13 protein-coding genes are annotated in these 14630 nt (G+C 34.9%); 8 read left to right on the top strand and 5 right to left on the bottom strand.

All coding sequences use genetic code 11. From position 1 onward, the window contains the following. Window position 1 precedes the first annotated feature (1 nt). From MYRA21_RS11300 to MYRA21_RS11280, 5 genes are all read left to right on the top strand, one after another. Window positions 2-1183, top strand: a complete 1182-nt coding sequence (locus MYRA21_RS11300; protein ID WP_006260812.1) for an SH3 domain-containing protein — start codon at window positions 2-4, stop codon at window positions 1181-1183. 57 nt (window positions 1184-1240) lie between these two features. Further along, window positions 1241-2059, top strand: a complete 819-nt coding sequence (panB, locus tag MYRA21_RS11295; protein ID WP_006256766.1) for a 3-methyl-2-oxobutanoate hydroxymethyltransferase — start codon at window positions 1241-1243, stop codon at window positions 2057-2059. Window positions 2060-2136: 77 nt separating this feature from the next. Beyond that, entirely contained in the window at window positions 2137-2835 is a 699-nt protein-coding gene (locus MYRA21_RS11290; RefSeq protein WP_006256767.1) for an RluA family pseudouridine synthase, read from the top strand. An 89-nt stretch (window positions 2836-2924) separates the two neighbouring features. After that, entirely contained in the window at window positions 2925-4004 is a 1080-nt protein-coding gene (locus MYRA21_RS11285) for a hypothetical protein (RefSeq protein WP_006256768.1), read from the top strand. 106 nt (window positions 4005-4110) lie between these two features. Then, a complete protein-coding gene (locus MYRA21_RS11280) occupies window positions 4111-5637 on the top strand; it encodes an AbgT family transporter (RefSeq protein ID WP_006256769.1) in 1527 nt (508 codons plus the stop codon). A gap of 48 nt (window positions 5638-5685) precedes the next feature. On the opposite strand, the gene MYRA21_RS11275 is transcribed toward MYRA21_RS11280, so the two are convergent. Genes MYRA21_RS11275 through MYRA21_RS19330 form a run of 3 tightly spaced genes read right to left on the bottom strand, consistent with a single transcriptional unit; the run spans window position 5686 to window position 7507 of the window. Beyond that, the gene (locus tag MYRA21_RS11275) at window positions 5686-6528 is read right to left on the bottom strand and encodes a sulfurtransferase (RefSeq protein WP_006256770.1); all 843 of its coding nucleotides are present in this window, start codon (window positions 6526-6528) and stop codon (window positions 5686-5688) included. Window positions 6529-6558: 30 nt separating this feature from the next. Then, window positions 6559-6966, bottom strand: coding sequence for a hypothetical protein (locus MYRA21_RS19335; protein WP_235279900.1), 408 nt, complete (start codon window positions 6964-6966; stop codon window positions 6559-6561). Then, window positions 6950-7507, bottom strand: a complete 558-nt coding sequence (locus MYRA21_RS19330; RefSeq protein ID WP_235279898.1) for a hypothetical protein — start codon at window positions 7505-7507, stop codon at window positions 6950-6952. Before MYRA21_RS19330 ends, MYRA21_RS19335 begins: the two co-directional genes overlap by 17 nt. Window positions 7508-7970: 463 nt before the next feature. Between MYRA21_RS19330 and MYRA21_RS11265 the strand changes: the two genes are divergently transcribed. Continuing rightward, window positions 7971-10505, top strand: a complete 2535-nt coding sequence (locus MYRA21_RS11265; protein WP_006256772.1) for a heavy metal translocating P-type ATPase — start codon at window positions 7971-7973, stop codon at window positions 10503-10505. Between the two features lie 607 nt (window positions 10506-11112). Here the strand turns inward: MYRA21_RS11265 and MYRA21_RS11260 are convergent. Beyond that, the gene (locus MYRA21_RS11260) at window positions 11113-11418 is read right to left on the bottom strand and encodes a DUF6804 family protein (RefSeq protein WP_006256773.1); all 306 of its coding nucleotides are present in this window, start codon (window positions 11416-11418) and stop codon (window positions 11113-11115) included. 217 nt (window positions 11419-11635) lie between these two features. Here MYRA21_RS11260 and gcvT point away from each other — a divergent pair, with 217 nt between their 5' ends. Next, window positions 11636-12718 carry a glycine cleavage system aminomethyltransferase GcvT gene (gene gcvT, locus MYRA21_RS11255; RefSeq protein WP_016649697.1) on the top strand — a complete coding sequence of 361 codons (1083 nt, stop codon included), beginning with the start codon at window positions 11636-11638 and terminating at the stop codon, window positions 12716-12718. Between the two features lie 101 nt (window positions 12719-12819). Further along, window positions 12820-13530 carry a YebC/PmpR family DNA-binding transcriptional regulator gene (locus MYRA21_RS11250; protein ID WP_006256775.1) on the top strand — a complete coding sequence of 237 codons (711 nt, stop codon included), beginning with the start codon at window positions 12820-12822 and terminating at the stop codon, window positions 13528-13530. A 76-nt stretch (window positions 13531-13606) separates the two neighbouring features. Here the strand turns inward: MYRA21_RS11250 and MYRA21_RS11245 are convergent, their stop codons facing one another. Continuing rightward, window positions 13607-14584, bottom strand: coding sequence for an AraC family transcriptional regulator (locus MYRA21_RS11245; RefSeq protein ID WP_016649698.1), 978 nt, complete (start codon window positions 14582-14584; stop codon window positions 13607-13609). Between the last annotated feature and the right edge of the window lie 46 nt (window positions 14585-14630).

Below are 14630 nucleotides of genomic sequence, written 5' to 3'. Positions count from 1 at the left end.
GATGAAACAAACGATTGGAATATTGTGTTTCCTAGTCTCGGCCTATGCTTTAGGACAGAGTCAACTCTATGTATCTACACCCACTGTAGCTTACAACGATGCTAATGGTACTACTCAGATAGGAGTCTATACACGTGGTGCTTATTTAGAAAATATAGAAAAAATAAACAAAGATGTATTCAAGGTAACTAATGCTTATGCAGAAGAGACTTATATTTTAGATATTAATAATCTAAAAAAAACGCTCTCAGCAGAAGATACATCAGAAGCCTCTCCTAATCCGATTATAGACTTTGATGATTATTATGGAAGTCCTCACTTATTCACAACAGTAGGTGGACTGAAGGTAAGAAAAGCTCCTAATCATCAAGCAGAAGTATTAGAGACACTGTACACAGGTACACCATTAGCCATAGATTACTACCCTTATGATAAAGAAGCTTGGGTAAAAGTATCTCACTTAGGAAATACAGGCTATGTACCAGTGAAATATTTAGGTAAAAGACCTAACCTAAACAATCTAATAACAAATTATAAAAAAGCTACTGATCCAAAAGATCAAAAGAGATTTATCCAACGTATCGTAGAGCTTGGTTGGAATAGTAGCCAAGATGAAACAGCACTAGCACTAGGAGTTTTTGCTGAATATGCGGACAAAAATAACCGTCCAGAAAAAGCAACCATCGCTAGACTACAAGCAGAAGTTCTAAAAGTGTCTCCTAATAATGAAGAAATAGCTGACAAAATAGAAAATATGCTAAACCAACAACTATTCGGTTTTACGTTAAATAATGTGTTAGAACCAAGAAAAGGTTTTAGCTTAGCCACATTAGAGAAAAGTCTAGGGAAGATAAAAGAGAGTTATTCTAACTTAGATGATTGTGCTCTAGGAGACTATGAGAGCAATATAATATTCCATACAGCTGAATGTATTGGACATGATGTCAATAAAACATATAAGTTAAGAATAATAGAAATAAAAAATGATGCTGGATTCAAGATCAACAACAGCATCGTGAATGAAAATACAACAGAAAAAGAATTTTTAGAAATAGGAAAAGGCCTTATTAATACAATTCTTCCTTTAGAAAAAGCGTATCAGATAGCAGCTGGAGATATGGTATACCAATTTTCATTTGCAGAAGGTAAGCTGAGTAAAGTAGAATTGATTTACTTCTGCTAATTCTCTTCTTTTTATTCTGAAATAACAATTTTACAATAACCCAAAAAAACAAGAAAAATGTCTGTAGCAAAAAAAGACTATAAAAAAGTGACAACTAAGTCGCTAATAGATATGAAAGCCAACGGAGAGAAAATATCAATGTTAACATGTTATGACTACTCTATGGCTAAAGTATTAGAAGCAGGTGGAGTTGACGTAATGCTTGTAGGAGATTCTGCTAGTAATGTAATGGCTGGTCATGAGACTACTCTACCGATTACATTAGATCAGATGATCTATCACGCACAGTCTGTAGTACGTGGAGCTGACAGAGCGCTAATTGTTGTGGACTTACCTTTTGGTTCTTACCAATCTGATCCTAAAGAAGCATTGCGTTCAGCTATTCGTATCATGAAAGAAAGTGGCGCTCATGCAGTAAAGATGGAAGGTGGAGAAGAGATTAAGGACGGTATTAAACGTATCTTAGATGCAGGTATCCCTGTGATGGGCCACTTAGGACTTACTCCTCAGTCTATCTATAAATTTGGTACTTATACCGTAAGAGCTAAAGAAGAAGAAGAAGCTAATCAGCTGATCAAAGACGCTAAAATGTTAGAAGAGATAGGGTGTTTTGCTCTTGTACTAGAAAAGATTCCTGCTGCTTTAGCAAAGAAAGTTGCTGAGAGTATTTCTATCCCTGTTATCGGTATCGGTGCTGGTAATGGTGTAGATGGGCAAGTATTAGTAGTACATGATATGATAGGACTTACTCACGAATTTAGCCCTAAATTCTTACGTCGTTATATGAACATTTTTGAAGATATGAAAAATGCAGTATCTCAATATGTTGAAGATGTTAAGTCTGTTGATTTTCCGAATGAAAACGAACAGTATTAAGAAAGCTTACTTATTTAAAATACAAAAAATATCCTTTTTACATATAAAAAGGATATTTTTGTTTCAAATTATTACAAATGAAGATTGTTTCTACACCCGAAAACCTACAAGTATTACATGAAGATAATCATATCATCGTCATTAATAAACGCGTAGGCGATATCGTACAAGGTGACCAGACAGGTGATATGCCACTAAGCGAAATAGTAAAATTATACTTAAAAAAGAAGTACAATAAACCTGGAGAAGTTTATCTAGGCGTAGTACATCGCTTAGACCGTCCTACTTCTGGATTAGTAGTATTTGCAAAAACATCTAAAGCACTGAGTCGCTTAAACGAATCATTCAAGAACAGAGAAACACAAAAAACGTATTGGGCAGTAGTAAAAGATGCTCCCCCTAAAGTAGAGGACACATTAGAGCACTTCCTAGTTAGAAACCCTAAGAACAATACTTCTAAAGCACATAATAAAGAAGTCCCTAATAGTAAAAAGGCAAAGCTAACCTATAGAATGTTTCACCAACTAAAGACCTATTCTACTCTAGAGATAGATCTATACACAGGACGTCACCATCAGATAAGATGCCAGCTATCAGCTATAGGTTGCCCTATTAAAGGAGATCTAAAATATGGAGCAGACAGAAGTAATCCTGATGGAGGTATTCACTTACATGCTCGTAAGCTTACCTTTATTCACCCAGTGACTAAAGAGACACTTACCATAGTAGCTCCTACTCCTGATGAAGTAATATGGAATAATATAGAACCAAAATAATACAAAAAGCTATTCATTTCTGAATAGCTTTTTATATTTCTATAATCTCCTATTGGTCAACTTCGTATCTTCGCTACAAATTACAAAGTATGCAAATAGAAAAGAAATATAGCTATACACAACGGACTGATGACACCATACTCGCTTCTACACTATCTAATACTGACGAAATAGTGATGGTACTGAGCAATGGAGATGTAACAAGACATAACTTTCAGACAGACAAAACTACCCTAGTATCTACTTTACAAGATAGTATGGGGTATACTGATGACGGGTTTGACCTCACTGCTCCTATTTCTATCTATACTTTAGATGATATTATCGTTATCGTAAACGACTTTAAACGTCATGGTTATATCATTAATCCTAAACAAGAATACCGACTACATCTATGGAGAGGGGATTATTACGCTAATATTACGAAGTACCCTATCGCACTGTATAAAGATGCCAATGAAATACCTCATATCATCTATGCGGATGATTGGAACCATGTACAAATCATGAATTTAGATACTCGTCAAGTACTAACTGCTGCTAAATCTTTAATAGAAGACGCTGCAGAAGAGAAGCATATCGAGTTTTATAAAACTCATAAAGAACACAATAAGCTAGCTTGGCCGAGTACCTATGATTATTTCTATGGTAAGTTACTATTATCTCCTAATCATCAATACTTCGCAAGTGTAGGATGGGTATGGGGTTCTTTTGATTGTATCAATGCTTATGATGTCGATAATTTTATCACCAACCCTAGAATACAAGATATCATCGTTCATGGAGGAGAACATGAATCAAGACAAATATGTTGGGTAAGCAATAATATCCTTGCCGTAGAACACAGCCCTTATACAGAAGAAGAGGAAGAAGCAACAGAGGACACCTTAGATGAAATACACCTATACCTATTAGAAGAAAACAAAGCTACCTTATTAGATAAAATACAACTACAAGATAAAGCTATCCAATACAACGCTATGTACTTTGACGCTATACTCGATGCTTTCGTATTAGTTAACTCAGATGAAGGGGTATATATCGTATCTAAGAATGGAGAAGTACTTCATCAGGATCATACCATTCGTACTTATATATATAACACTACCTCTCAGCAGTTCTTATCATGTAATGAAAAAGGCGTATCCATCTATGACCTAAAGTTATAAAAACGCTAAGCATATATCATCAATATAAATTATTGTAAAAAAACGAATCCCATTTCATAGATAAGTAAAAAATATTATCTTCACTTTTTACATAATTTTTTGATAAATGAATGATAAGCCTAAAAAAAGTTTAGTAGATAAGTTTTTATCTAGTGTTGAAAAGATTGGTAATATGTTACCTCATCCAGCAACTCTGTTTGCTAGTTTTGCTGTATTAGTTATTATAGCCTCATGGATAGCCAGTTTTTTCGATCTCTCCGTACTCCATCCAGGTACTAAAGAAGAGATAAAGTCATTCAACCTAGTAAGTGCAGAAGGATTACACATGATTCTTTCTAAAATGGTTACTAACTTTACTAACTTTGCTCCTTTAGGTACGGTACTAGTCTCTTTACTAGGTATTGGTATTGCAGAAGGTTCTGGATTAATAGGAACTATCTTAAAAAAGATTGTACTATCCTCTCCTAAGAAGCTACTGACATTCGTTATCGTATTTGCAGGCATACTTTCTAATACGGCTAGTGAAGTAGGTTATGTTTTATTAGTACCCTTAGCTGCTATCATATTCTTAGCAGCAGGTAGACATCCTATAGCAGGACTAGCAGCTGCCTTCGCAGGAGTATCAGGAGGATATAGTGCTAACTTATTATTGGGAACTATAGATCCGCTATTAGCAGGATTATCAGAAGAAGCAGCTAGAATTATAGACCCTGCTTATGTAGTTAACCCCGCTGCGAACTATTACTTTTTATTTGTATCTACCTTCATTATTGCTATTCTTGGTACATGGGTTACAGAGCGCATAGTCGTACCTAGATTAGGAGAATACACAGGAGATGAAAAAGCAATTTCTATAGATCCTTTAACAAAAGAAGAAAAGAAAGGCCTAATCTATGCCTCTATAGCAGGTTTTTTATTCACTGTATTTATACTAGGAGGTCTGATCCCAGAGAGCGGTTATTTAAGAGGTACTGATGGTGGGATTTTGAAGTCTCCTTTTATGTCAGGTATTGTTGCTTTATTATTTATTGGAGCTGCCCTAGCAGGTATCGCTTATGGTATCGGAGCTAAAACTATCAAAAACGATACAGATGTAATGAAAGGAATGTCAAAAGCGATGGAAACTTTGGGGTCTTACATTGTTTTAGTGTTCTTTGCAGCTCAGTTCGTTGCTTATTTTAATTGGACTAATCTAGGGTTAATCTTCGCAATAGAAGGTGCAGAAACACTACAGAAATCAGGTTTAGGAGCTATTCCACTGATGCTGATGTTTATTGTAGTCTCGGCCTTAATTAACCTAATTATGGGAAGTGCCTCTGCTAAATGGGCTATTATGGCACCTGTATTTATCCCTATGTTCATGTTATTAGGGTATTCTCCAGAACTAGTCCAAGTGGCTTACCGTATAGGAGATAGTGTTACTAATATTATCTCTCCGATGATGAGTTATTTTGCCTTAATTGTTGCCTTTATGCAGCGTTATGACAAAAAAGCAGGTATAGGAACTATCGTCTCTACGATGCTTCCTTATACTATTGTATTCTTTATCGGTTGGTCTATTATATTTGTGATTTGGTTACTTCTAGAGTTACCTCTAGGGCCAGGAGCACAACTATTCTATACTGCACAATAAAACAATAAGAGCTAACGGTGTACCGTTAGCTCTTATTATTTATACTATTTACGCTTCTGTTGCGATAGGTTTATTACTTCTAGACCATTCACTCCACGAGCCCACATATAGCTTAGGCGTCGGGATACCAGCTGCTGTAATAGCTAATAGAGTATGACATGCTGTAATACCAGAGCCACAGTGCACCGCCCTATTCTCTAACGGATAATCTTGTAGAATAGCAGTGTACTTCTCTCTTAACTGTTCTTCTGTCAAGAACATCCCTTGCTCATCTAGATTAGACATAAACGGAACATTGATAGCTCCTGGTATATGCCCTGCCACTGTGTCAATAGGTTCTGTTATCCCTTTATATCGATTTGCCTCACGTACATCGATCACTACATAATCCTCTCGCCCTACATTCGTCTCTATTTCATGAATATCAGCTAGTGGTAGTTGCCACTCCGTTACAGGATATACTCCTACTTCACTTGCTTTTACCACATTATTATTGCTCGGAAAACCTACCTGCTGCGCAGCACTCATTCCACCACTTAGCACTTGTACTTTCTGATGACCTACAGCTGTCAGCATCCACCAAAATCGAGCAGCAGAATTACCTCCGAATACTGTGTCATAAATAATCACATGACTATCTGGAGTAATACCTAAAGACTTCAAGCTGTGAGCAAATTGTGCTACAGAAGGCAATGGATGTCTCCCTCCTTTTGACGCATCTTCTCCTATATGTGCTAGCTGTGTATTTCCATCTACAAATAAAGCTCCGTCTAAGTGCTCTTTCTCATACTCAGCTCTAGCCACCTTACTATTCGTAGCATCTATTAATATATAACTACTTCCTTGTTCTCTTAAAGACAATAGTTCATCTGGTTGGATAATTGGTTTCATATATACTTATTGTTTGTTTTATCTCTTATTCTATATACTTGGTACCACAAAAATCTTAGATAATCTTTCTTTTAACTTAGCTAAATCATCATTTGTTTTAGTCCCATAGAATGCTTTAGTAGCTACTATGGCTGTCTCTTGTTCTAACAGCTTTCGCCCTACGATCATTTCAGCTTCATACACCATATTCATACTTTGAGGTACACTAGGCAGCTCTACTTCTAATTTTAGGATTCCTCCTTCTTCATTTAGATAATAAGGCTGTACTTTATTGATAACAGGATTAAAGAGTGTACTGGTATAAACTATTAGAGATTTAGGCAAATTATTCTTTTTGCTATTTTTCTTTAGGGTATAGATTATTTTCTCTACTTCATACCCTGCTACCATACTTACCTCATCAGACGTCACACGAGTATAATCATCGAGTATAATCATCTAAGGTAATATGAGTATGCCAGTGTTCTTTTTCTAGAAAGTCTTTTTGGTAAGAGAAGTTTAATGCTGTATTAGGAACTATCGTCGAAGTCGCATATACAAATCCTTCATCTAGTATATCATTCCACTTATTCTCTAGAAGATAAGTAGCTCCTTCTGCCTTATACACGACTTCATACCCTGCTACATATACATTATTTTTTATAAAAGGCAATCTACTGTATTCTTTTAATATCTGAGGATTATCTGTCAGAAACTGCTTAATTCTATCTCTATCTTCTACAGACAGCTCAGCTAGGTACTTATTAGCTAATTCTTTACTGTACAATGGATCATGACTAATGTGTACGATAAACTGATTGAGAAGAGAATCACTTAATGACATCTTATACACTAGAGCCCCTTCTATAAACTTCTTCTTATTTACAACCACTTTCTCTTGAGGCTCTACAGTTGTATTACTGACTTCTTGTTGTCTATTCTCCTTACATCCCATCAGGGTTATCCCTACTATAAACAATCCTAAACTAAGTCTTATCATTCTATCTTATATTGAAAATCTAAAGTACAAAAAATAACCACGTTCTCTTATTTCTTCTTGTTATAATAAATACTAAACCCGCAAAACAATCTGATAATCACTAAAAACAAGTGTACAGTTAAAAGCAGGATTATAAACAATAACTGTACAGCTATATTAGGACGAAACCGTTTTTACAGCAGTGGTCGCATAGTGATCGCATAGTGATGGCATAATGGTCGCATAAAAAAGGGCTAAAACTATGCGACCACTATGCTATCATAACCCCATAAAGATTCGGTCATTGCAACATATAGCAGAAATTACTCTAAAAAAACGATAACAAACCCACATAAACTAATCAATAAAAACAAATTCACTCTACATTAATACAAAACTGTATAACCCTTCTTCAAAATTGTATAACACTATATCTGTCTTTTTATTCGTACTTTGTATCTGCACAAAAAGAATTATTGTACAAATGAAAAAAGAATATAAAGTAAGTGGTATGAGCTGTAATGGCTGTAGAACCAAGATAGAAGATACCCTAAATGAAATACACGGTGTAACGGCCGAAGTTTCTTTAGAACAAGAGCAAGCCAATATAGAGTCTCATCATGATATAGATACCTTAACACTTCAGAAAGAATTACTTAAAAAAGGAAACTATATACTACAAGAAATAGTAACTCATGAAGATGGTACGCAAGAGATTCTACCAGCTGTAGAAGTATCAGAAGAAGATATGTACCAACAAGAACTTCCTAAGGGAATGGAAGATAAAGCGGGTAAATACTTCTGTCCGATGCTATGCGAGGGGGATAAAGTATATGATACCAATGTAGGCTGTCCTGTATGTGGGATGAACTTAGAACAAATCCCTGCACCTAAAGTAGAGAAGACAGTCTACTACTGTCCGATGTTATGTGAGGGAGACAAGACCTATGACAAACCGGGGAATTGTCCTAAATGTGGGATGAACTTAGTGCCTAAGACCATACTAGTAGAACAAGAAGATACTACATATACAGATATGCTGAAGAAACTGCGTATCTCGGTAGCCTTCACTATTCCAGTATTTATACTAGCCATGGGGTCTATGATACCTGGGGATCCTATCGGAAAAGTTGTACCACATGAATGGAATAACTATATACAGTTATTATTCACTATTCCTGTAGTCTATGTATGTTGGATGTTCTTTAGTAGAGCATGGACTTCATTTAAGACATGGAATCTGAATATGTTTAGTTTAATCGGTTTAGGATCTGCTGCTGGGTTAATCTTTAGTGTTGTAGCCTTATTTTTCCCTGATCTTTTCCCTGATGATTTTAAAGGAGAGCATGGTATTCACCTTTACTTTGAATCTGTAGCCGTGATTCTTACACTGGTATTAGTAGGACAAGTAATGGAAGCAAAAGCGCATAGTCGTACCAATACCGCTATAAAAGAATTACTAAAACTATCTCCTACAGAAGCAACTTTGGTTACTGAAAATGGAGAAGAAATAATACAAATAGACAAAATTGTCAAAGGAAATCACCTGCGTGTAAAACCAGGAGAGAAGATACCTGTAGATGGCGAAATCATAGAAGGAGAATCTAGTATAGATGAATCTATGATCACTGGAGAACCTATCCCAGTACACAAAGTAAAAGGTGATAAAGTAGTATCAGGTACCATTAATGGAAATAGTTCGTTCATCATGATAGCAGAGAAGGTTGGTGACGAAACATTGCTTTCTCAAATCATTGAGATGGTGAATAATGCCAGTAGATCTAGAGCGCCTATCCAAAAACTAGCAGATCAAGTAGCGAAGTACTTCGTACCTATCGTAGTGATTATCGCCATAGCTACTTTTATTCTATGGAAGACATTAGGGCCTGAACCAAGATTAGCTTATGCATTCGTTAATGCATTAGCAGTATTAATCATTGCGTGTCCTTGTGCCTTAGGACTAGCGACTCCGATGTCTATCATGGTAGGAATAGGTAAAGGGGCACAGAATGGTATCTTGATTAAAAATGCTGAAGCACTAGAAACAGCCAATAAAGTAAATGTATTAATCACAGATAAGACGGGTACACTGACAGAAGGTAAGCCATCTGTAGAGAAAATCGTGCGTATATCTCCAGACTACACAGCAGAAGATTTACTAGTGCTAACTGCCTCGCTTAACCAAAATAGTGAGCACGCATTAGCGACTTCTTTTACTAAAAAAGCGAAAGAAGACGGTCTAAGCCTAACCCCTGTAAAGATGTTTAACAATATCACAGGAAAAGGAATACAAGGTCTAGTAGATAAAAAACGTATTTCTCTAGGGAATAAAGCACTTATGGATGTAGTACAAGCATCACTAACTGATAGCTTAGTACAACAAGTAGAAAAAGAACAAAGCCAAGGAAAAACTGTATCTTATATAGCTGATAACAATACAGTCATAGGATATGCTGTATTATTCGATAAAATAAAAGAATCGAGTAAACAAGCTGTAAAAGATCTTCAAAATAAAGGAATCGAAGTGATTATGATCACTGGTGATAACCCTAAGACAGCACAGGCTGTGGCTACAGAATTAAATATTAAACACTTCTTAGCTGAGGCTATGCCAGAAGATAAGTTAAACGAAATAAAGAAACTACAAGAACAAGGAAAGATAGTAGCCATGGCAGGTGATGGTATTAATGATGCTCCTGCTCTAGCCCAAGCTAATGTAGGTATCTCTATGGGTACTGGAACTGATGTCGCTATCGAAAGTGCAGAAGTAACCTTACTACAAGGAGATTTGGCAGGTATACCGAAGGCTATTAGCCTAAGTCATGGAGTAATGAAGAATATTAAACAGAACCTATTCTTTGCCTTCGTTTATAATAGTGTAGGTATTCCTATCGCTGCAGGTGTGCTATATCCGATCTTCGGAATAGTATTATCACCTATGATTGCAGCTGTAGCGATGAGCTTTAGTTCTGTATCAGTTATTACAAACTCGTTACGACTAAAGAATCTTAAACTTTAATCATCATTTTTTTTATAATACCTTTCATTTTTTTAACCAGAGCGATCACCATAGCTCTGGTTTTTTTTTATGTTTTTAATTTAAGACAACAGGTATAGAAACAAAAAAGCCAGGGTGATCTACCCAGGCTTTTTACTCACCTTAAAAACTAAAATTGCAAACACAAATACCAATTTTTAGCTTATTAAACCTAAAAAAAAGGCCATCCCAAAGAATGGCCTAATCAGAATCATCTATATAAAAAAAAACAAGTCCCCACTCTGTTTTTTATTAAAGTAATTAGATGTTCTTAAATATCTTCAAAGTTTAACAGTGCTAATATACAAAAAAAAAGCAAATATTAACATTTAAAAGAACTAGACGTAATAAATTAATATAAAAACAGAAAATCAATCAATAAAATAACATTTAAAAACTCTTATAATCAACTACATATATCTTTTTCAATAAAACATAATTTTATTCATTAAAATTTAAATTGACATTACTTTTAGTACATGCCGTTCATTTCTACAGCCAAAACAGGGCTCTTAAAAACAAAAAGCTTATCACAACTGGTGTTGTGATAAGCTTTTTGTTTTAGCTCATCTTCAAAAAAGGGATAAGACTAATCTTGCGCTACTGCTTTAGACTTAACAAATATAGCAGATAGAACTAAATATGCTGCTACTACTAATTCTATTATAACCCACCATATATGCTCTATAGGGATAGCATAAAAGGGCTGGAATATTCCAATAATAAGAATATACATTGCCATTTCGATAACTTTCTTATTGATATGAGAGTTATAGGCTAATATTCCTAAACCAACCATAACGATAAATCCCACTAAAAGATCAAAATCTGATGAAGAAGTAAATGCACTTAAGATCAATAAAAGTGCTATTAATATTTTAATTGCCCTTTCCATACTTTAATTCTTTATAAATTAGATTACTCTAAGATAATAAAAACTATAATCATTTAAAAATCAATAACAAAGAATTATCTATAATAAAACAAAGTAGTTAATATCAATAATATAATTAATTCATACTAACACAACAATCTCCATACAAAAGCACTTTTATTTGAGGTAAAAAAAACTTACTTTAGCACCTAATTATAATTAAATCATTAACAACACAATGAAACAAGTAACTTTAAACCATATCCATGAAGCTTTAGGAGCGAAGATGGTTCCATTTGCAGGATTTAATATGCCTGTACAATATGAAGGAGTAAACATTGAACACGAAACAGTTAGAAACGGTGTTGGTGTTTTTGACGTATCTCATATGGGAATCTTCAAAATTTCTGGACCAAATGCTTTGGCATTAATCCAAAAAGTTACTTCTAATGATGCTTCTGTATTAGTAGATGGTAAAGCTCAATACTGCTACTTCCCTAATACTACTGGAGGAGTTATAGACGATATTATTACTTATAGAGTGAATGAGAATGAATATTTGATGGTAGTAAATGCGTCAAATATTGAAAAAGATTGGAACTGGGTAAGTTCTCATAATGATATGAACGCTACCTTAGAGAATCTATCTGATGGCTACTCTATCTTAGCGATACAAGGACCTAAGGCTATTGAGTCTATGCAAAGCTTAACTGACGTTAACTTAGCGGATATCAAATTCTACAACTTTGTGATTGATACTTTCGCTGGAGTAAAAGACGTTGTAATCTCTGCTACTGGATACACAGGTTCAGGTGGTTTTGAAGTATATGTGAAAAATGAAGATGTAGAAGTACTTTGGAACAAAGTATTCGAAGCTGGTGCTAACTGGGGGATCAAACCTATCGGATTAGCTGCGCGTGATACATTACGCCTAGAGATGGGATACTGCTTATACGGTAATGAACTAAACGATGAGATCTCTCCATTAGAAGCAGGATTAGGATGGGTAACGAAGTTCACAAAAGACTTCATCAACTCTGATAATTTAAAAGCTGAAAAAGAAGCAGGTATCAAAAATAGATTGATTGGTTTCGAACTAGTAGGTAAAGGTATTCCTAGACATGACTACGAAATCGTAGATGCTGAAGGTAACGTAATCGGAAAAGTGACTTCTGGTACTCAATCTCCTTCATTAGGTAAAGGAATCGGTATGGGATATGTACCTGTAGCACTAGCTGCTGAAGGAAGCCAAATATTCATCCGTATTCGTAAGAATGATGTTGAAGCAAAAGTGGTAAAAACACCTTTTTATAAAAAATAAGGCAAAAGAATAGGAAGCTTAAAAATAAGCTTCCTTTTTTTTTATGATATATTTGAATAATGAGTTATTTTTGCGATTATAAAATTAAGTAACAAATTATTATGGGAAGAGCGTTTGAATTTAGAAAAGGACGTAAGCTAAAACGTTGGTCTGCTATGGCAAAAACGTTTACAAGAATTGGTAAGGATATCGTAATGGCTGTAAAAGAAGGTGGACCTAATCCCGAGGCTAATGCTCGCCTTCGTGCCGTAATACAAAATGCTAAGGCAGCGAATATGCCTAAAGATAACGTAGAGCGTGCCATTAAACGTGCTACTGATAAAGATACTGAAAACTATAAAGAAGTAATATTCGAAGGATACGGACCTCATGGTATCGCTTTCTTAATCGAATGTGCTACAGATAATAACAATAGAACTGTTGCCAACATTAGAAGTTACTTCAATAAATGCAACGGTACTTTAGGTACACAAGGGTCTGTTGAGTTTATGTTCGACCATACATGTAACTTCAGAATCCCTGCTGAAGAAGGTAGAGATCTAGAAGAGTTCGAATTAGAATTAATTGATTTTGGTATTGATGAAATCTTTGAAGATGAAGATGGCGTAATGATTTATGCTCCTTTTGAAAGCTTCGGATCTATCCAAAAAGAATTAGAAGGTAGAGGAATTGAGATCTTGTCTTCTGGATTCGATAGAATACCACAAGTAACGAAAGAGCTTTCTGAAGAAGAAATAGCTGACGTAGAAAAGTTATTAGAAAAAATCGAAGAAGATGACGACGTACAAAACGTTTTCACTACTATGGCATAATCCACAGTTTCGTTTATAATATAAAAAGACGGAATACTTTAGATAAAGTATTCCGTCTTTTTATATTATAATCTTATTAAGTCAGGTGAAATCGTTTAGGAGGGTATCCGAAGTGTTTCTTAAACGCTTTAGAAAAGGCAACAGAAGAAGAATATCCTAAGTCAAAAGCTATCTCTGCAATGGTATGATGAGCTTCTTCTAACTTCTGTATAGCGATATTCATACGTCTATGTTGAGCATATTCGAATAGTCCTAGATTATACAGATACTTAAAGCCTCTCTTTAATTTATACTCATTAATAAAGAATAACTTAGACAGTTCTTCTGTAGTATAAAACTCTCGGTAATTAAGGTCTATAAATTCTTTTATATTAGATAGTATTAGTTCATCTTCTGGTGTCAGCTTTACCCCAAGCTGTAACTTAGAGCACTCCTCTACCCCAACCTCTTTCTCATGCAATAACACAGATATTACCTCTAGTACCTTCCCTTTGACATACATATCTTTAGCTATTCCTTTATAACTACATGTTTTGATTTCATTTAACAGTACTAAAAGCTCTTGCGTCAGTTTTATATCCTTAATTAACCTTGAGGTCTGGTCATTCTTTATCGCAGTAGTAAACTTCGCTATAGCCTCATCTTGTTGTCCCCATTCATTAAAGAACTCTAAAGGTAAGTAGATATCTAAATGCTCATATACGGCATCTTTTTCGAATATGACATCTGCTACAGATCCTGTACTTAGATAAGTCAAATAACAGTGAAAAGGCAAGTACTTATTAGGCGTTCCATTAATGACATCTCTGACGATATGCTTCCCAAAAAAGAAGCTTAACTCTACGTATTCTATTTCTTCAAAGACATAGTGCAGGGCATAATCTTGTGTATACTTCAGATAATACTGTCTAATAATAATATCTGCTGAATCAAAGATATAATAAGTCACGAAAGTTCCAGAATCATTTACTAATTCTTTTTTACTCTGATACATCTCATTAGTTACCATATTCTCTAACTCAAAAAATGCTACAATCTGATCACCTTTACTCATAAAACCACCTATTGATTACTAAACTGCTAATTTTTACTCCCTTTTG

Source organism: Myroides sp. A21 (assembly GCF_000807225.1).
Taxonomy (GTDB): Bacteria; Bacteroidota; Bacteroidia; order Flavobacteriales; family Flavobacteriaceae; genus Flavobacterium; species Flavobacterium odoratimimum.
Note: the sequence above shows the minus strand (reverse complement) of the source record. Positions and strands in the feature narration are given on the sequence as shown.